The sequence below is a fragment of the Alteribacter keqinensis genome (assembly GCF_003710255.1).
GTDB classification, from domain to species: domain Bacteria; phylum Bacillota; class Bacilli; order Bacillales; family Salisediminibacteriaceae; genus Alteribacter; species Alteribacter keqinensis.
The window spans coordinates 439,237-459,118 of record NZ_RHIB01000001.1; the positions used below are offsets into that span (position 1 = coordinate 439,237).

The following is a 19,882-nucleotide window of genomic DNA, read 5'->3' on the forward strand; positions in this document are numbered from 1 at the left end:
TTGCAAGAGAGAGTTACTCTATTCGTGAGGTGATGCTCCATGTCACAACAGCAGGTTGAAACATTGAAAGCCAAGGTTACGGATTATAAACGATACGCCTTTGTGATGCTGGCGTTAAGTATATTTATGTTTGTCGGTATTCTTATTCCCAATGAAGCGCTGGCGGCAGAACACCAGCCCATTCTGATGGGAATGAACGTTGCAGCCCTTCTTGCAGCCGTTGTGTTTCATAGAATTGCAATGGGTACAAAGAAGAAGCTCCATGAAGATGAATAGGAAAGTGATAAAAGGACGTCCATTTCGGGCGTTCTTTTTTTTAGAAGGCTCTGTTAACCTCACGTGTAGATTTACTCTCATTGCAGTGAAGGCGCAGGTGAGCCTCCTGAAGGGTTTACCTGCTTCTTCCTCTACCAGTAACGCTATCTTTTGCTTTTTAAGGACACTGTATTCCGTTCAACGAAGCTGAATTTCAATAAAGGCTAGTAACACGCTTCCTAATTGTTTTTCAAAGGAGCCTTAAAGAATCGCTATATCTGCCAAATGTTTATTTTTACTGGACAAAACCCGTCTGTACTGCTCATTGAAGAAGACATGATATAATCAAACTTAAAAAAGAATAGTCTGTCGGAGGGGTATTATGGGGAGCAGTAAAAGAAGGCCTCTTATTTTGGCGTGCGTCATGCTTGCGATGTTCATGAGTGCAGTTGAAGCCACGATCGTTTCAACAGCAATGCCAAGTATAGTCGCTGATCTTGGCGGTTTTTCGTTATTCAGCTGGATTTTTTCTACATATTTACTGATGCAGGTCGTGACAATTCCAATCTACGGAAAACTCTCAGATATGTTCGGAAGAAAAATCGTTTTCGCCACCGGTGTAAGCTTTTTTCTCATCGGGTCGGTTATGTGTGGGTTTGCTCCTTCCATTGAATGGCTTATTGCAAGCCGGGTGATACAGGGAATCGGAGCTGGGGCTGTACAGCCGATTGCAACGACAATTGTAGGGGATATATATACAAAAGAAGAACGGGCAAAAATCCAGGGTTATTTAGCAAGTGTGTGGGGAATTTCTGCCGTTATGGGACCTGTCCTCGGGGGACTGATTCTTCAGTTTGCCCACTGGCAGTGGGTGTTTTGGATTAACATTCCAATCGGTATTATCTCTGTTACTGGAATTATCTTTTTCCTGAAAGAGAAAGTAAAGAAGGAGAAAAAACAGATCGACTATGCGGGAACAGGATACCTTCTTGTAGGGATCACAGCACTTATGCTCGTCTTTATCCAAAGCGGCACAGCCTGGGCGTGGGCTTCTCCTCAGACTGGAGGCCTGTTGGGGGTGTTCGTTTTTAGTCTCCTGATGTTTATCCGTCAGGAAAAGCGGGCCAAGGATCCGGTTATGACTCTTTCAATCTGGAATGACCGGTTAATTGCGACGGCGAATGTGGCTTCTCTTACTCTCGGTGCCGTTTTGATCGGTGTGTCGAGCTACCTTCCGACCTATGTGCAGATTGTACTGGGAGAGTCGGCAATGACAGCAGGATTTACGCTCACTATGATGAGTGTTGGGTGGCCGATATCGTCAACACTCGCAGGGCGGCTGCTTGTGCCCCTTGGCTCGAGAAAAACAGCCATGCTCGGCGCGTGCAGTCTATTGATCGGTGCGACAATGTTTCTTCTTCTGTCCTATGTTCAGCAACCACTCTGGGCAGGGGCAGCTTCGTTTTTTATCGGAGGAGGGATGGGATTTACTACAACAACATTTATTGTGTCAATCCAGAGTCAGGTTGATTGGAACGTGAGAGGAACAGCGACAGCTTCAAACATGTTCATGCGGATCCTTGGAAGTGCCCTTGGTGTTGCTATGCTCGGAGGTCTCTTAAACAACCGGCTTGCAGGTTATCTTAAGGAGGAAGGCGCCGGAATTGACCTTCCCCAGACTCTTGATGCAGCTAATCTCCTTTTAGATCCTGTAGAACGGCGACGGTTTTCTGAAGAGGAATTAAACGTCCTCTCCGACGGGATTGCCTTTGCGTTGAACAGTGTGTATCTCGGGGTGTTTATCATGGCCTTAATCAGTATCGGGCTGATTGTTTCTCTGCCGAAAAAGGACAAAGGGAGCAATTAGGGTAAGAAATGAAGAACATGTTTTAAAATCCGGGCAGTGAGCCCCCAGATGATCCGCCCCTCATATTCATAAAAATGCTCGTGAACAACGCCGGTCCGCCAGTTGTAGTTTTCTCCTCCTGGTATGAGGTGATAGGGAAACGTTTCTTCCGGCTGTACTTCCAGATAAATGTTGTATGTTTTCACTTCCATGTCCTTTAGAGCCTGCACTGGCACCGTAAAGACTTCCTCGACTTCAGTGCGGTTGATGTTCATCTCTGCTTGAGGGTGGATTTCACCTATGAATGGAAAAATGTTAAACCGGTAAGGGGTGATCATATAATCAAGGGGACCGTAGACGACTACATCTTCATAAGTGACCCCAATCTCTTCTACCAACTCCCGGACGGCAGCATCTTCTGCACTTTTATCATCCGGGTCTACTTTCCCCCCGGGGAAGCAGATTTCTCCCGGCTGTTTGATATTTTTTCCCCGTACCTGAAACAACAGGTGAGGCTCGTCATTTTTATAGATGATCGGTACAAATAATGCAAATGAGCGGTAATGCTCCTGGTCAAGAAGACCGGGCTTTCTGTCACGAAAGAATGCGCTGATATTAGTGCTTGTAGGTTTCATACATGTCGGACTCCTTTATGTTCAGCTTTAGTAACAGGCAGGTGGATAGAATGATGGTGCCGAAATAACAACAGGTTAAATTTCGTATATATACGTTCATTTTATCAAAAGGGGGGCTTTAAAGAGAAGTCCCGAGGTCTTCTCCTTCGGGGTATAAAGGACAAAGGGATGCTCCTTTAACAGCCGCTATATTTTTAATTGTAATTAAAATTGAAGCAAATTATAATGATAATTAGAAAATGGAGGAGGCGAAACCGATGAAACTTACAGTAAACAAACCGATTTTTGCAGAATCAGCAAGCACACTCGTTAATCTGGCGTCCCAGTATCCGTCAACCATCCTTATTAAAAAAGACCACTGGGTGGTCGATGCAAAGAGTCTGCTGGGCGTACTGGCACTTTCGCTTCAGCCGGATCAGACAGTGGAAGTAGACGTGCAGGGCGAGGATGAAGCTGCTTTTACTGAAGAACTGCTGGGAACCGGATACTTTTCTCAAGCTTAAGACAAAGAGCGCTGCACTGCAGCGCTCTTTGCTGTTTTTTTATAAATACTGGTTAAACCAATTTTCAAGCTCTTTTAAACGGGCGTAGCGAAGCTTTGGCGGACCGCTCCTTGACAACTCGTGGTTTGCATTCGGGAAGCGGACGAGGCGTGTCTCCTTTTTCTGGTGCTTTAAAGCAACAAAAAGCTGCTCAGCCTGTTCTACAGGACAGCGGAAATCACGTTCCCCGTGGAGAATGAGAAGAGGTGTGTTAATATCCTTCACGTATTTCAGCGGCGAGTGATCCCACATTTTATCAGGATCCGTGAAGAGATCAGCACCAATCTCCCACTCTGTAAAGAAATAGCCGATGTCACTAACGCCGTAGAAACTAATCCAGTTGGAAATGGAGCGGAGAGTCGCTGCGGCTTTAAAGCGGTCTGTGTGGGAGACAATCCAGTTTGTCATAAACCCGCCGTAACTCCCGCCGGTTACCCCGAGCCGGTCTTCCTCAATATAGTCAAATTGCTCCACAGCCTGATCCACTGCACTCATAAGGTCTGTATAGTCTTTTCCGCCGTAATCACCGCGGCAGGCATCTACGAATGCCTGTCCGTAACCGTGGCCGCCTCTTGGGTTTGTATAAAGAACAACATATCCTTTAGCTGCAAGGAACTGCATCTCATGGAAAAATGAATTGGCATACATGGCGTGAGGTCCGCCGTGAATTTCAAGGATTGCCGGATATTTTTTACCTTCTTCAAATCCGTACGGTTTCATTACCCATCCGTGAATGTTCCAGCCGTCATCTGCTTTAAAGTTCACTTCCTCAGGAGCTGAAATATGGACTTCATCAAGGAAAGTCCGGTTTACATCGGTCAGCTGTGTCTGCTCTCCAGAGGAGAGGTCAACTAAAAACGCATCTCCTGGATTCACAGAAGTGCTGATGGCAAGAACAGCTTTCTGGTGTTGTGGTGAAATATCATACCCGTATATATGATGATGCCCTGTCACGAGCTCTGAAACTTCTTTGTCCAGTGTGACACTGTACAGGTTCGTACTTCCGTATACACTCGCTGTAACATACAGCTTCTGGTTTCCAAGATCCCACACCGGGCCGGGGCTCGGGTGGCCGGAGCGGAGATCACCGATAGCGGTATCCCCAAGGTTTACATCCCAGTCCTTTGTCAGACAGGTTGATTCACCGGTAGACATGTCCATTACCCAAAGCTTCATATGTGTGGCACCTGAATACTCTTTCCGGTGGCCGTAATAGGCAATTTTAGCCCCATCATGACTGAAAACCGGGAACGTATAAATCCCTTCTCCATCGGTGAGGAGGGTTTCTTCTTTTGACTCTACATCCAGAACATACAAGTCTGAAATGATGTGGTAATCCTGATCCTCTTTTTTGTTGGCAAAAAACGTCACCTTTGTGCCGTCTGGTGACCAAGAGCCGGGCTCGTGATTATAATCTCCCTCAGTAAGGAGAATGGCTTCGTCAGATTCAAGGCTGTAGCAGGCAAGCTGCTTGGTTTTGCTGTCCAGAAAACCACTTGCATCGGATTTATACTTGAGCCGGGTCACAACAAGAGGCTCATTTTCTTTATCCTCAGGCTTTTCTTCAGGTCTTGAGAGAAGGTCTTCCCCGGGTTCAAGGGTAGTTGTAAAGAGAATGCGCTGACTGTCCGGTGACCAAGAAGGCTGCATTGCCCCGTTTTTCAGGGTAGTAAGCTGTTTGGCTTCCCCGCCGTGTGTAGAGAGCAGAAAAAGCTGGGGCTTTTCAGCGCGGTTGGATAGAAAAACAATCCACTTTCCGTCCGGAGAGAAGCGGGGATAGCTGACCCGCTCTTCTCCAAATGTCCACTGTACAGCTTGTTTTTCGCCCGTTTTCTGAACAAAAAGTTGAGAGACGTATTTGTCTTTTTCACTGATTGTCTGTTTTATGTACGCAATTGCTTCACCATCAGGAGAAAGCTGAGGTTCATTTAATGTTGTTATTTTTTTTAAGTCTTCAATCTCGATGGGCCGTTTCATTATCAAATCTCCTTTTTATCCGAATGTTTTAAGTATAATGGACGTTGTCTGAACCTTCAATCAATTCGCACTGTGAAATACTGTTTGAAAGCGCATGCATCCTATGCTAAAATCGTATACGTAAACGTTTACGTTCGTTTCCGGAGGTGACCAGGGTGGCTGTAACAATTAAAGACGTGGCAAAAAGATCAGGTGTCTCCATCGCTACTGTATCGCGGATTATCAATAATCAGACCGGATATTCAAGGGAGACAAAAGACAAAGTCTTGAAGGCCGTCAAGGAACTTGGCTACAGTCCCAATGCTTTGGCCCGTGGTCTCGTAGGCCGGCCCACAAGAACGATCGGCGTACTCCTTCCGAACGTGTCAAGCCTCTTTGCCGGCAAGCTTCTTGAAGGTATTGAGGCAGCTGCAAAAGAGCGTGGGTACAGCGTTGTTGTCTGTAATACCGGTACCGCCGGCAAGCGGACAATCGACTATTTGCATGTTTTGAAAGAAAAACGTGTGGAAGGAATTATCTACGGCAGCGGGGAGCTTACAGACGATCAAAATAAGGCTCTTCACGAACTCGGTATTCCTGTCGTAATGGCAGCCACAAAACCGGAAGATGAGCGTTTTCCATATGTAAAAGTGAATGACGAAAAAGCAGCGTATGACGCCGCAAGGTACCTTCTTACTAAAGGTCACACAAAAATCGCCTTTATCGGAGGAGATCTGGATGACCCGATTGCCGGTAAGCCCCGCTACAGGGGGTTTTTGAAAGCACTGGAGGAAAGGAACCTGATTCCTGATAAGGCTCTTATCAAGCTGGGAGACTTCAGTTTTAACTCGGGGAAAGAAAGAATGCTGGACCTGCTCCGGGGTCCGGCCTCGTTTACCGCTGTTTTTGCAACAAGTGATGAAATGGCGGTAGGTGTTCTTCATGCAGCATATGAATCCGGAATTTCAGTACCGGGTGATGTTTCAGTTATGGGCTATGACAATACACTTGCAGCTGAGATGGCCATACCGCCGTTGACTACAGTGGCCCAGCCTTTGTATGAGATGGGGGCTCGCGCGTTTCTGGCACTGGTTGAAAACCGGCAGGGCGAAAGTCATATGAACCATGCCATTATAGAAAGAAAAACAGTCAGAAAGTTTAATGAGGAGGAACTGTAAATGACAAAACAGTGGTGGAAAGAAAGTGTTGTGTATCAGATTTATCCAAGAAGCTTTAATGACAGTAACGGAGACGGGATCGGTGATTTAAAAGGAATTACGGAAAAGCTTGATTACTTAAATGAACTTGGCGCAGATGTCCTCTGGCTTTCACCTGTCTATGACAGTCCGAACGATGACAACGGGTATGACATTCGCAACTACAAGGCTATTATGGACGAGTTTGGTACGATGGAAGACTGGGAGGAACTCCTGGCAGAAATCCATAACCGGGGCATGCGTCTCATTATGGACCTGGTTGTCAATCACTCTTCCGATGAGCACGCATGGTTTGCAGAATCGAGGAAATCAAAAGACAATCCGTACCGTGATTACTACATCTGGCGTCCTGGTAAAGAAGACGGCTCTGAGCCAAACAACTGGGAATCTGCCTTCAGTGGTTCTGCCTGGAAGTATGAGGAAGCTACAGATGAATATTATCTTCACCTTTTTTCAAAAAAACAGCCTGACCTGAACTGGGAAAACCCGACCCTTCGTGAAGAAGTATATGAAATGATGCGCTGGTGGCTCGATAAAGGGATCGACGGCTTCCGTATGGATGTTGTAAACTTCATCTCCAAAGTAGAAGGACTTCCGGATGGAAAGCCTCAGGAAGGAAAAAAGTATGCATCAGGCGGAGAGTACTTTATGAATGGCCCGCGTATTCATGAATTTCTCCATGAAATGAATCAAAAAGCAATGAAAGGCTATGATGCCATGACGGTGGGAGAAATGCCTGGCGTCACTCCGGAAATTGCCCGTAAGTATACAGACGAGGAGCGGGAAGAAGTGAACATGGTGTTCCAATTTGAGCACGTAGACCTTGATTCCGGTCCGGGTGGGAAATGGGACCTTCGTCCGTTAAAACTCAGTGACTTAAAAGAAAACCTCACCAAATGGCAGAAAGCCCTTGAAGAAAAAGGCTGGAACAGCTTGTATATGAACAACCATGATCAGCCCCGCATGGTCTCCCGTTTTGGTAATGATAAAGAGTACCGTGTGGAGTCTGCTAAAATGCTGGCCACTCTTCTTCACATGATGAAGGGAACGCCATTTATTTTTCAGGGGGAAGAGCTGGGCATGACGAACGTACAGTTTGATTCGATTGAAGAATATGAAGACATCGAAACGTTGAATATGTATAAAGAAAAACGTGAAGAAGGCGTTTCCCACCAGGACATTATGAAATCGATTTACGTAAAAGGCCGTGACAATGCCCGCACACCGGTTCAGTGGAACGACGGGCTAAATGCCGGGTTTACAACCGGTACACCTTGGCTGAAGGTGAATCCGAACTATACTGAAATCAATGCAGAGCAGGCTGTTAACGACCCGGATTCAACTTTTCATTATTACAAAAAGCTGATTAATCTCCGCCATACGAATGAGATTATTGTTTACGGGGGTTATGACCTTCTGGCTGAAAAGGACGATAGTGTCTTCGCTTACGAACGTACGCTGGATGGGGAAAAGCTCCTCGTCGTCTGCAATTTCTACGGTGAAGAAACGAGCTTTGAGGTACCATCTCATTATGCCGGAAAAGAAGGTACGCTTCTGATCAGTAACTATGATAACGAAGCTGTGCGTGAGCTTCCTGAGTCCATCGGGCTTCGTCCGTTTGAAGCTGCAGTCTATAAAGTTTAAATTCAGAGAGGGATTCTCTTAAATCAAAAAGCAGATTGGCAAAGGCTTCAAGGCTGATCCAAAAGGTAGAAACGTCCTTTCGGGTCAGCCTCTTTCTGTGCCGTTTTACAATAGGGCCTTCAGGGTAAAGTGATAGCATCATCCAAAACACAAGGAGTGCTGCCAATGCTTTTGTCTTACAGGAGAATGATGAAACCATTCAATGTAATTGGAACGGAGGGTGAAATCGGATCTGTAAGTGATCTGTATTTTGACGATCTGAGATGGACGGTACGCTATATTGTTGCAGATACCGGGGGTTTGTTTGATGGAAAAGAACTGTTCATTTCACCCGCCAGTATACAGGGTTACTCCATTGAGGAAGAGAGACTCCATGTGTCCATATCCGAGAAAGAAGCCAAAGATAGTCCGTCTCCCGGAAATGAGCCCGTATCCAGAAAGTTTGAACGTGAATTTGCCCGGTTTTATAACCTGAACCCGTACTGGATGGGAGGCGGCCTCTGGGGCGCAGGCATGATGCCCCGGGATTTAACGAGCGAAGGGTACGAAGGAGTACAGGAGATTCACGAAAGTGATTCCCACGTACTGAGTGTAAAAGATGTGGAAGGAAAAGAGCTTGCCACCGCCGCTGAGAGCTTCGGAAAAGTGAAGGATCTGATTGTAGATGATAAGTCGTATACGATCAGATACATTGTTGCAGATACGAAAAGGTGGCTTCCTGGAGGGAAGGAAGTACTCATCTCCACTGATTGGATCGATGATGTTGACTGGGCCGAAAATTTTGTGCGTGTTAACGTAACAAAAGAGCAGATTGAAAATGCTCCTGAATATGTAAAAGAAAAATCAATTGACAGGGAGCTCGAGACTACATTGTTCAAGCACTACGGCAAACCGAAATACTGGGATTAATGAACAACAGGACGGGACGCGTTCCCGGCCTGTTTTTTTACGAAAAATTAAGGATATGGGTAGACAAATACACATCCATTTCTTTATAATGTGGTCAGTGCTCAAAAAGTTTCCTTAAGGAAACTTTTTGAGTCAGGTAAAAAATAATAACCTACAGGAAAAATAGTTTTAATACGGCACGTTCAGTAATAGGTATACATATAGTGCTTTGTAAAGGTGAAGGGAGCGGGAAAAAGGATGACACATTTTGTGAAAAAAATAACGGGAGCTGCAATGCTTGTACTCGGAACGCTTGCAGTAGCAGCCTGTGGTGCGGAAGAATACGCTGTAGAAAGAGAAGGGCTTGAAATTACCACAAGCTTCTCCGTCTTAAACAATATTATTGAAGAGGTAATCGGTGACCGGGGCTCGGTAGAGTACATTGTACCGATCGGCGAAGAGCCTCACGAATATGAGCCCGTGCCAAGCGATTTTCGTAAAGTAAGCGATTCAGATGTGTTTTACGTAAACGGTCTTGGTCTTGAAGGGTGGCTCGGACGGATTGTGTCCAATGTATCGGATACAGAAATGGTTGAACTGGCTGACGGAGTGGACATTATAAATCTGAACAACAGTGAGGAAGAGGATCCCCACGCCTGGCTGAGTCCCAAAAACGGAATTATCTATGTTGAAAATCTGGTGGAGGACCTGATCGAACGTGACCCTGAAGGGGAAGACATTTATCGTGAAAATGCTGAAAGCTACATTCAGGAGCTTGAAGATTTAGACGCATGGATTCAGGAAGAGGTTGAAGAACTGCCGGAAGACAAACGGGTAATCGTTGTAAGTGAAAATGCCTTCAAGTATTTCGGTGAAGACTACGGCTTTGAAACAGTAGGAATATGGGAAATGAATTCACACGAAGAAGGTACCACATCACAAATCAACCGGGTAATTGACCTTGTACAGGACAGGGAAATTCCATCCGTTTTCGTAGAGAGTACGGTTGACCAGCGATACATGGAGACTGTGTCCAATAATGCCGATGTACCGATTGCAGGTGAAGTGTTTACAGACGCCCTTGGCCAGGAAGGCTCGGGTGCAGAAACGTATATCGATATGCTGCGACACAACGCAAAGACGTTCGTGGAAGGGTTAAAAGAATAAAAACAGAGGTAAAACAGGCGGATAAACTCGCCTGTTTTTTCTATGTATTATTTACCTTTTCGGAAATAATGCTTATACTTTTATAGGGTGAAGTATTGAATATAGAAAGGAAGAAAGAAAAATGGATGTAAGAATGGCTGATTTACCAGGCATCGGGAAAAAGATGTCCTTTATTACTGCAGAAAAAAGCATGATTGTACTTATTGTTCATCATACCGGGAAAAGAGAGCTGTATTTCTTTGACGATGCTGACAACGATGAAGCTGATTTTTCCATAGATTTAACAGCAGATGAAACCAGAGAGTTGGGAGCCCAGCTGTTGGGTGCAGTGTTCCAGCCCGTTGACTCCGATAAGATCAATCTGTTAAAAAGCCAGATTGTAACGGAATGGATTAAGCTGAGTGATCAATCAGGTTTTGCCGGCAAGTCGATTGCAGAAAATGAAATACGTAAAAAGACAGGTGTATCTATTGTAGGTATCTTCAGGGAAGAGGAGGTCATTGCAAGCCCCGACGTCACTGAAGTTCTTCGTCCTGGAGATACACTCATGTCGATAGGCAAACAAGAAGAGATTGCTGTCTTTGAAAAACTTTGCAAAGGGGAGGCAGCGATTTAATTGGATATTCAATTTCCAGCGATGTTTGCCGCAGGGATCATTTTCTTAGTGATGTTTTTTGCAGGCATGCTAGGATCAAAGTATAAAATACCAGGCGTCATTGTTTTTATTGTACTCGGACTTGCCATGAGTCCTTTTTTAGGTGATTCAGAGCTTCTTCATTTTGTGGGTGAAATAGGAATCGTCTTATTATTCTTTATGCTGGGAATGGAGTTTCCCCTCAAGCAGCTTCTTAAAGTAGCAAAAAAAGTAACGCCTGCTGGTAGCCTTGATGTTGTCCTGAACATTGGCGTAACCTTTTTGATATGCTGGCTGTTCGGACTTGGATTGATTGAAGCGTTGTTAATTGGAGGAGTCGTCTATGCGACCAGCTCTTCCATTACGGCGAAGCTTCTTGAATCCAACAAGCGGATGGCTAACCCGGAGTCGGAATTTATCCTCGGACTTTTAATCTTTGAAGACTTGGTTGCGCCCGTACTCGTAGCCATTTTAGTAGGGCTTACGGTTGGAGCGGGCCTTTCAGGCGGAGACTTTGCAGTACTCATGTTTAAAGTAATTGCCTTAACTATCGGTGCTATTCTGATTGGTCAATTTATCTTTACGAAACTCAGAAACTTCTTTGAACGCCACTTGAGTACAGATGTATTTATTATGTTTGTTGTGGGTCTCGCTCTTGCTTATGGAGGACTTGCTCTTTACCTTGATTTGTCTGAAGTGCTCGGTGCATTTTTGGCAGGGATCATGATTGCTGAAGTAAGGAAAACAGAGCAGTTGGAGCATCTTATTGTGCCTGTGCGTGACATTACACTGCCTCTTTTCTTTTTATGGTTTGGGACAACCATTCAGTTTGGAGAAGGGGTACCAATGATACCGCTTCTACTCACACTTGTAGTCTGGGGAATCGTGGCGAAGCTCATTGTAGGCATTGTTGGCGGACGTATGTACGGGCTCAGTAACAAAGTCGCCTTGCGTGCAGCCTTATCCCTCACCCAGAGGGGGGAATTCTCGATCATTATCGCCGCTCTTGCAACTGCAGAGTTAATGGTATTCAGCAGTGTGTTTATTCTGGCCACTGCCATCATCGGGATCGTCTTTTTCCAATTTGCACCACAGGTGGCAAACCGTTTTTATCCGTCTAAAAAACCACAAAAAGTCAGGCTGCCCGGTTGATACAGAAAGATGGTGACTCATTGGTCGCCATCTTTTTTGGTTTTAAAATAAACTTTTATCCAACCTATTTACAGTCATTTTATATGAGTTGCAATTATTTAAAGTCTGTTATTAAGCTCAGGAAGCAGCATCCTCCTTTCGTCAAAAACGAACAAAACATTATCAACCTTTCGACTTATGTTTCCCCTCCAACAGTCAAAACTTTTCATGTACACGCACGCGGGCTCTTTTTTGGGCATATAGATGAAGATAAGATGCCCAAAAGGAGGTTTATCGATGTCAGGATTTTTAGCGGCCATCACATACCTCGTAAAAGAACTGTTCGTATTTGTTTCTTTTGTAAAAAACAATGCGTTTCCCCAGCCGTTGAAGGAAGAAGACGAACGAAGATACTTAAAGCTCATGAAAGAGGACGGAGATGCAGACGCCCGGAACAAACTCATTGAGCACAACCTCAGGCTCGTTGCCCACATCGTTAAAAAGTTTGAGAACACGCGTGAAGACACCGAAGATCTCATCTCCATCGGTACCATCGGATTAATCAAAGCCATTGAAAGCTATTCATCCGGCAAAGGAACAAAGCTGGCCACCTATGCAGCACGGTGTATTGAGAATGAAACTCTAATGTCAAAGGAGCGCATGGGACAATTCCCTTCCTACATAGGTTAGATCAAGGGAGGGAAAGTCCGTGAACATACGCATCATAGAAGGGGACCTTTCGAAAAAAGCTCGTTCAGATGTTTATCACTATTTGAGAGATCTTTACAGGAGGGAGCAACCAGAACATCATGATCGGAATTTACGCCCGAGTATCGACAGAGGAGCAGGCAAGGAGCGGCTACAGCCTGGAGGAGCAGCTGAGAGCATGTCGGGAGAAAGCACAGACTAACGAGGTGTTGGAATATGTAGATCGAGGACTCTCTGGAGAGTTCTTGGACCGACCAGCCTTAAACAAACTCAGACAAGACCTGCGGGAAGGGATACTAAGCAAAGTGATTTGCTTAGATCCCGACCGATTATCAAGGAAGCTCATGAATCAGCTTATTGTTTCAGAGGAGATCGAGAAGAAAGTACAGTTGGTCTTTGTTAATGGAGAGTATCAACGTACACCTGAAGGCATGTTGTTTTATCAACTTAGAGGAGCAATTGCTGAATTTGAGAAAAAGAAGATTACGGAGAGGATGAGTAGAGGCCGAATGCAAAAAGCTCGGCAAGGAAAAGTATTACGTGACTATCAAATATACGGCTACGACTATGATAAAGATAAAGAACAACTAATAATAAATACTTACGAAGCGAATGTTATTCGCACCATATTTGAATTATTTACCTCACCTAATAATGATATTAAAGGAATAAATGGAATAGCTAAATACTTAACCAATCAGGGAATCCCTACTAAAAGAAACGCAAAGCAATGGCATAGACAAGTAGTAAGACAAATACTAATGAATCGAGCTTATATTGGAGAGTTTTATCAAAACAGATGGAATACGGAAGGAATGCTAGCTAATAAATATGCCTCAGGAGATGACAAAGTTAAGATGACAGCGAGACCTGAAGAAGAATGGATCCAAGTCCCTTGCCCTTCTATTATCGATGAAGAGAAGTTTGAACACGCACTGGCGTTGTTAAAAGAATCTAGACGGAGGTGGAGTGGTACAAAGAAAAATGAATATCTATTAAGTGGTTTAGTCCGTTGTGCTGAGTGTGGGAATACGATGACAGGTAGGAGAGCGAAGAGTTGGGGGGACATTGTTTACGAGTATACTGATATAAAAAACACCGCTGGTGCTAAAAAAAGAGGATGTGGTAATAGGATAAAATGTAAAAACTTAGACAAGGCGGTATGGAATAAAGTGAGGGAATGGTTAAATAACCCTAAAGAGATAGAGAAAGTTATTGAAGAGGGTAATGATAAGGTATACGCATACGAAAAAAAAGAACTAGAACGTATCAACCTTGAATTATATCGAAACAAAAGGGGGAGGGAAAGATTAATAAATGTTCTATCAGAAGAGGATTCAATCGATGTTATTGATATTCGATCAAAATTAAAACAGATGAAAAACAAAGAGCATGAATTACTAGCTATGAAACAAAAATTATTAGATTTACTTCAATGTCAAAATAAAGATACTTATAATAAAAACTTATTTTATAAAGCTTCTTCTTTTTATTTATCTCTATGTTTCAATGATATTGATACCAATGTAAAAAAGGAAATTATACGAAGTGTGGTTAAAGAAGTTAAGGTTAATGAAAAATTTGATATTCAAATAGTATTGTTCTAAAAGAATCTAAAAAATCAATCGGTTGATGATTCAACCGATTGATTTGGGTTGGATAGATTTATTATCTAACTTAATTAACTTATAATCTATCTCATTTGTTGCTACTTCCAAATCGTCCAATGAAATTGATGAAGTGACTAAAGCCTGTCCATCTTTAATTATTTTTTTTATTTCAGCTAAAAAGATAGAGAAGTGTTCTTTGGAAACTTCCTGTTGGCGAGGCTCGTCAAAAAAGAGTAGGTGCGGGTGATTCCCATTAAACGATTTACTGGTTCTGTATACCGCAAGTGTGTAAGCCCAAATTGCTCTAATATGGTCACTAGCTGCAGAATCAAACCTTAGATCCAAACCTTCAATCATGGGTAAATAAGTATCTTCTGAAATTTGAATGTCGCTAATATCAGCACTAGAGAAACCAAATTTTCTTAAATATGACTGGAAATGTCTTCTTAGGTTATTAAGTTTATCTTTATCAGATTTAGAAAAATGATCAGTTGGAAGTTCTGATTCATCTTGTAATATTTCTTTCCATTGATCAGAAAGTGAAAAAAGGTTTATGATGATATTGTTGAATTTACTTTGAATTTTTGTTAGGTCTTCAATCTTGTTTTGAATAACTAATTTTCTTTTGATTTGATATTCTGAAGGAAGGTCTTCATTAGCGATCATTTCTTTTTTTAAAAACCTAATTATATTTTGCTTTTCAAATAAGGATTTTTCTAAATAGGACGCTTGTGCTTTCATTTTTTCTATCATAAGTTCACTTTGAACAATAGATAAGTTTATCATTTTTTTTTGGTTTTCAAGAAATTTAATATTATCTTCAACGTTCATTGGAGTTTGTTCTAACTCTTGAGATAGCAAGGAATCTTTTATCCCCTGATGACAAGTAGGACATATGTTATTGTTTATTGAAAAATTCATTTTAGAGCCAAACTTTTTTAGCTTGAGCACATCTTTGTTATTTTGTAGGTCCTCCTTAACAGTTAAAAGTTGACCTTTTAAGGTCTCCATCACATCTTTCTCAACTCTAATTTCTTTTCTTATCTTACTCACTTGGACGTTCATAATGTTCACTTCATCAATACTTTTACTTAGTTTTGTTTTTTTCTTATCTAAATCACTGCCAGATAAACTACCATTTTGCTTAATTTCTAATTTGTTAAATTGATCTTCTAATTTCTCAATTTCCTGATCAATTGGAATAGACTCGCTATCATCTTGTTTAATAAATAAAGAGAATTCATCATGTTTTTTCGATAAAACATCTGGATTTTTAGGTATACTATTTCCAAAGCTTCCACTAGAGTTAGATGCTAAATTAGTTAGATCAGAGTATGTTAATCTCCATTTCTCTTTAATTACTTGTTTTCTTAAACGAATTTCCTCACTTGCTTTTTCATTCTTAAGAAGGTCCAATTCTAGAATAAATTCTATTACACGCTTACTTACATTTTTAATTCCATAATATTTAGGTATAGTGCTCAGAAAGTTTGACCACCCGCGAGTCTGCTCAATAAAGAATACAGGAAATAAGGTTTGTATGTATAATTTTCGGTCATAACCTTTATAATAAGGAACAGAAGGAAGAGTAAGGTTCAAAAAGTTCTCAAGAAAATTGTGAAATCCTAATCGATTTGCAGCTGATCCAGGATCATGGATATACATATCTTGCTCTTCAAAATTTCTACTATCCTGTTTAGTTATTTTTCCTCCAAAGCTTACTTTTATCAGTCGGGGATCATTATTGCCTATTATATCCCGTTTAATAGTAATAGTTTTATTTGAATTGTTTTCAATTTCTAAAAGGACATGTGATTTTATTACTTTAAACTCAGTTTCCTTATATTCGATGGCACGCCTAAGGGCTGGTTTCATAGTTTTATGACCTTTACCACCGAGTAACTCTTCACAACCAAGAGAATAAAGAATTAAATTTAAAATACTAGATTTTCCTGAACTATTTTCACCCCTAATTATATTTAAATCTTTTTCAAAATCCAGTCTCTTATAAAAAGTATGTTCATTAGTGAATACTTCAATCACCATGCTTTTAATTATCAACTACAGCATCCCCTTTTTAAGTAACTCCTCGACTTTTCTTTCGGAGATTTTTTTTTGAAACCGATCTAAAAAGTCTTTGTGATCTTTTAAGATTTCAATATCTTTATTCAAATATAATAAAAACTCTTCTCCTTTATTCGCAAGTGAATATTTCCCATTTGAAAAGATAATTAATCTTTCACCCACTGCGTAATTTAATGCCCTATTTAATGAGGGCTCAGTCCGCCAAAATAATAGATTATAGCTATCTAAATTATCAGCATTAATATTACGGAAGTCCTCTATATTCGTAAGTAACCAAGAAAAGAAATGTAATCTGGTTAGAGATGACGTGTTACTTCTACAACAGTACTTAAGGATTAAAAGTAACTGTGCTATTTTAAAGATAGGTCTATAATTGGGGGAAATACTAATTGGTTTTTTAGTAAATGAATAAGGAATCTCTTCAGGTTCTACCATTATAATCCTCCTTAATTATAGAAATCTAACGGACAGCGCATGAGCCAATCCGATATAGTGTACCTTGACAACTTTTGAATCATAACCCTATCCATTGGAGAAGCAAATTCACTTAAGAGCAATTCAGTTAGTTCACTTTTAATGTCGAGGAAATATTTTCTGTTGTCCTCAGAATAAATCCCCTGCTCTTGAACATATAATTCAAAATCATCTATTACGGCAATAAATTTTTCATATAAATGTGGAGAGATTCTCTCAAATTCTGAAATTATTGAAACACCAGTTAAGTAAGATTTAATATATAAGTCAATTTGTTGAGTAAGAGCTTTGTCTATTTTATTTGGATCTTTGAAGTGCAAAGTCTTTTCTACTTTAGATTTGAGATTTTGGATTTCTTCTATATCAGGATAACTTTTAGTAGTTAAGTCTTCAGTTAGTTCAGTCTCTTTTATGTTGATTTTGGACTTAGTGATTTCTAAGATTATTGATATTTCTGCACTAAAGAAGTCTATGTCCTTTACAAAGATATCAAACTCTTTATCTAAATAATCTAAGTTTAATTCTCTAAATTCTTTACACTTCTGAGCTGCATATTTTAATATTTTCTTATCTCTATATTCGGGAGTTAAAAGGATCCATTTCTTTATAGTTATTCCTTTAAGGTGTTTTTTTATATCCTTTTCGTATTTCACTAATTTATTTAAATCTTTATTAATTTTATTTCTTTGTTTAGTATAAAGGTCATCGGTAGTAGTGTTGTCATCGGGGCAATAACACTGAAAAACAGTACCATCTCTTGTATATCCTTCTATACCCATGTCTCCCTCAGTGGCAGGAACATGTTGATAATCATCATGTTTCATATTTAATCCTTTTTTACAAAAACTTTCCCAAGAATCCCCATCGAAGTCACCGTAAGTAGTAGAAAACATTTTAATCCCCCATAAGAAACCTTTTAAATAACTGCCTATACAAACATAATAACAATATTTTTCATTTAAAACCATAATATGACACAATATTATGTATATTTATAATTATAAACGAGTGTTTACATAGGTGAATATTATTCGGCGAATCGGTGATATTATGTTTGTGATCGAACAAACTGAATAGCTATTTGGAGGTTATTAATTACGTATTCAGCTGCGTTTGGTTGGTCTTGGTGTAATTGCTTTACTTCCCCTACCAGCCTCCCTAACTTTAGGTCAAATGGTGAAGATGGATCGAACAGAGCGTCGTGTTGGAATAACCCTAACTTTTCATCTAGAACTTTTAATGTATCTATGTTGATGGTACTGGTTTTTCCTGTAAGGTACCCAGCTGAAACCCCTATTTCTTTTGCGAATTCATTAAGACCGTATCCGTTGTCTTTTCTTAGAGTCCGTATCTTATCTCCAAAATCCATCCTTATTCTAGCCTCCTGTAATAAGTCACTTTCAGTTTACTTCGTTTTTTACATTCCTTTTACCTTCTAAATACCTTAACCTCATTTGTTTTGGCTGTAAGTTAAGCAATTAAAAACCTGATCCAACAAAAAACATACATATGGAGGAAAGACATGAATAATAAAAAAAAGAGGACAAATTCCTCAGTCTCTATTAAAGAGATAAAGTTTGTACAGAATCGAGAGCTATTTGATCATGTAGTGAACCGATGCTTCATCAAAATCGAAGAAGATTTCTTCCGAGACATCAATGACATACACCAGGAGTGATTCTGTGGGAAAAACCGTCATTTACATTCGTCAATCTTTAGGTAATGATAAGCAAAAACTCTCTTCTGACACGCAATTGAAATTCTGTAGTGACTTAGCTAAAGAAAAGGGCTTTCTAGTTTGGAAAGTTTACAGCGATTACAATGTTTCGGGAAGAACTACCGAGATTAAGGAAAGGTTGCAACTTTACGAGCTCCTTCAAGAAATTAAACTGGGGAAAATCGGACGAGTGATTACTTACAAACGTGACCGCCTTTCAAGAAATGCCCATCAATACTCGGAGATTATGAATGACTATATTAATAAATACAATGTGGAAGTTTTGTTTGCAGCAAGTAATGAACCGCCAGCGTTCAAGGGAAATGTTGGGGAGTTCTTGGAATTAATATTAGGTGGTGTTTCTCAATACGAAGGTGACAATATTAACAAAAAGTTACTTGATTCTCGCAAAGCAAAGTTAAGAACTGGTCAAGAAAAAAACGTGCTGTATTGGGCAGGAGGAACAGCACCCTTTGGCTTTAAGGTTAAGGAAGGTGTATTGGTACCATGTCCACAAAACCAAAAAACTGTGGAGAAAGCATTTAGAATCTTTGAAGAAAACCTTTTCGAAGACGGCTCTTTAATTCATTCCATTTCTCAAGTTGCAAAATCACTAAACATTGCAGATTCTACATTGAAGCGGATCATACGGTCTGAATTTCACATGGGTAAAGTGAAACAGGTAGTAGATGGTGAAGAATTCATTAGTGAGCTTGAAAAGCCAGCTGTTGGAATAGAGTCATGGCAGTTGGCAAACCAAAATCTAACTTTATATGAGAAGAAACAATTCGAAAAATCGCCATTGCCAACTTTATATCTTCTATATTTCATTCAATGCGGTTATTGTGAAACCAAGATGTACAATCCTGAACGCTCTGTCTTTTACAGATGTTCAAACCATAAAAAGTTACATTTTTGTAATGCACATGAATTAGAGTTAGAAGTCTTTTCTGCATTGAAGAAGCACATCACTGAGCAATTAAAGATATACCAAGAGCGCATACAAGAAGCTGTAATAAATAAATTTAAGGCTGAAGTCTTACGAAGAGTAGATGAAGTGAAACAATCAATAACTAATGCGGATAGTGAAATAAAAAGGCTAGGAGAACAGTCGCTCGCCCATTCATCGAATAAGATAACTCAAAAATTACAGAAAACATTTAGTAAACTAAGGGATTTAGAATCATCGCTTTCTGATTTAGACAGGAAAAAGCTCGAAATTGAAGGGTGGGACAAATTGAGTCCAACATTAAATGTAGAAGATGCTTACTCTTTTGACCCCGTCATGGAAGCTTACTTAAGTTGGATAAAGATCATCTATTGGACCAAAGAAGGGTTGCAATATGAATTCCACTTTCTGGGAGATGAATGAT

Annotated in this window: 18 protein-coding genes and 1 pseudogene; 13 read left to right on the forward strand and 6 right to left on the reverse strand. The window is 40.9% G+C overall.

What is annotated here, in order from left to right; all coding sequences use genetic code 11:
- Positions 1–39 precede the first annotated feature (39 nt).
- Positions 40–276: a YrhC family protein gene (locus EBO34_RS02120; protein WP_122896307.1), complete on the forward strand. Its 237-nt coding sequence runs from the start codon at positions 40–42 to the stop codon at positions 274–276.
- Between the two features lie 361 nt (positions 277–637).
- Positions 638–2,122 (forward strand): MDR family MFS transporter, encoded by a 1,485-nt coding sequence (locus tag EBO34_RS02125; RefSeq protein ID WP_122896308.1) that lies wholly within the window; start codon positions 638–640, stop codon positions 2,120–2,122.
- On the opposite strand, the gene EBO34_RS02130 is transcribed toward EBO34_RS02125, so the two are convergent.
- Positions 2,119–2,736, reverse strand: coding sequence for an NUDIX hydrolase (locus EBO34_RS02130; RefSeq protein ID WP_122896309.1), 618 nt, complete (start codon positions 2,734–2,736; stop codon positions 2,119–2,121). The genes EBO34_RS02125 and EBO34_RS02130 overlap by 4 nt on opposite strands.
- A gap of 257 nt (positions 2,737–2,993) precedes the next feature.
- Here EBO34_RS02130 and EBO34_RS02135 point away from each other — a divergent pair, with 257 nt between their 5' ends.
- A complete protein-coding gene (locus tag EBO34_RS02135) occupies positions 2,994–3,239 on the forward strand; it encodes an HPr family phosphocarrier protein (protein ID WP_122896310.1) in 246 nt (81 codons plus the stop codon).
- 39 nt (positions 3,240–3,278) lie between these two features.
- Here EBO34_RS02135 and EBO34_RS02140 read toward each other — a convergent pair whose 3' ends face one another.
- Positions 3,279–5,255 carry an alpha/beta hydrolase family protein gene (locus EBO34_RS02140; protein WP_122896311.1) on the reverse strand — a complete coding sequence of 659 codons (1,977 nt, stop codon included), beginning with the start codon at positions 5,253–5,255 and terminating at the stop codon, positions 3,279–3,281.
- Between the two features lie 155 nt (positions 5,256–5,410).
- On the opposite strand from EBO34_RS02140, the gene EBO34_RS02145 reads away from it, so the two are divergent.
- The 9 genes and pseudogenes from EBO34_RS02145 (at position 5,411) to EBO34_RS02180 (ending at position 14,230) form a co-directional block, all read left to right on the forward strand.
- Positions 5,411–6,412: a LacI family DNA-binding transcriptional regulator gene (locus tag EBO34_RS02145; RefSeq protein ID WP_122896312.1), complete on the forward strand. Its 1,002-nt coding sequence runs from the start codon at positions 5,411–5,413 to the stop codon at positions 6,410–6,412.
- A complete protein-coding gene (locus tag EBO34_RS02150) occupies positions 6,413–8,095 on the forward strand; it encodes a glycoside hydrolase family 13 protein (protein WP_122896313.1) in 1,683 nt (560 codons plus the stop codon).
- 165 nt (positions 8,096–8,260) lie between these two features.
- Complete coding sequence (locus EBO34_RS02155; RefSeq protein WP_122896314.1) at positions 8,261–9,004, forward strand: PRC-barrel domain-containing protein; 744 nt, start codon at positions 8,261–8,263, stop codon at positions 9,002–9,004.
- 249 nt (positions 9,005–9,253) lie between these two features.
- Positions 9,254–10,150: a metal ABC transporter solute-binding protein, Zn/Mn family gene (locus tag EBO34_RS02160; RefSeq protein ID WP_249413975.1), complete on the forward strand. Its 897-nt coding sequence runs from the start codon at positions 9,254–9,256 to the stop codon at positions 10,148–10,150.
- 121 nt (positions 10,151–10,271) lie between these two features.
- Entirely contained in the window at positions 10,272–10,766 is a 495-nt protein-coding gene (locus EBO34_RS02165) for a cation:proton antiporter regulatory subunit (RefSeq protein WP_122896316.1), read from the forward strand.
- Positions 10,767–11,936, forward strand: coding sequence for a cation:proton antiporter (locus tag EBO34_RS02170; protein WP_249413976.1), 1,170 nt, complete (start codon positions 10,767–10,769; stop codon positions 11,934–11,936).
- 276 nt (positions 11,937–12,212) lie between these two features.
- A pseudogene (locus EBO34_RS02175) lies at positions 12,213–12,563 on the forward strand (sigma-70 family RNA polymerase sigma factor); the annotation flags it as partial.
- Between the two features lie 61 nt (positions 12,564–12,624).
- Positions 12,625–12,825, forward strand: a complete 201-nt coding sequence (locus EBO34_RS20890; RefSeq protein WP_249413977.1) for a hypothetical protein — start codon at positions 12,625–12,627, stop codon at positions 12,823–12,825.
- On the forward strand, positions 12,782–14,230 hold the full coding sequence (locus EBO34_RS02180) for a recombinase family protein (protein ID WP_249414050.1): 1,449 nt from the start codon (positions 12,782–12,784) through the stop codon (positions 14,228–14,230). The genes EBO34_RS20890 and EBO34_RS02180 overlap by 44 nt, the downstream gene beginning before the upstream one ends.
- Before the next feature lie 30 nt (positions 14,231–14,260).
- Here EBO34_RS02180 and EBO34_RS02185 read toward each other — a convergent pair whose 3' ends face one another.
- The 4 genes from EBO34_RS02185 to EBO34_RS02200 all read right to left on the reverse strand — a co-directional run bounded on the left by EBO34_RS02185 (position 14,261) and on the right by EBO34_RS02200 (position 18,161).
- Entirely contained in the window at positions 14,261–16,294 is a 2,034-nt protein-coding gene (locus EBO34_RS02185; protein WP_122896319.1) for a hypothetical protein, read from the reverse strand.
- A complete protein-coding gene (locus EBO34_RS02190) occupies positions 16,295–16,753 on the reverse strand; it encodes a hypothetical protein (RefSeq protein ID WP_122896320.1) in 459 nt (152 codons plus the stop codon). It lies immediately after the preceding gene.
- Positions 16,754–16,764: 11 nt separating this feature from the next.
- Positions 16,765–17,685, reverse strand: a complete 921-nt coding sequence (locus EBO34_RS02195) for a hypothetical protein (RefSeq protein WP_122896321.1) — start codon at positions 17,683–17,685, stop codon at positions 16,765–16,767.
- 155 nt (positions 17,686–17,840) lie between these two features.
- Entirely contained in the window at positions 17,841–18,161 is a 321-nt protein-coding gene (locus tag EBO34_RS02200) for a helix-turn-helix domain-containing protein (RefSeq protein WP_122896322.1), read from the reverse strand.
- Positions 18,162–18,474: 313 nt separating this feature from the next.
- On the opposite strand from EBO34_RS02200, the gene EBO34_RS02205 reads away from it, so the two are divergent.
- Positions 18,475–19,881 (forward strand): recombinase family protein, encoded by a 1,407-nt coding sequence (locus tag EBO34_RS02205; RefSeq protein WP_183163674.1) that lies wholly within the window; start codon positions 18,475–18,477, stop codon positions 19,879–19,881.
- Position 19,882 lies beyond the last annotated feature (1 nt).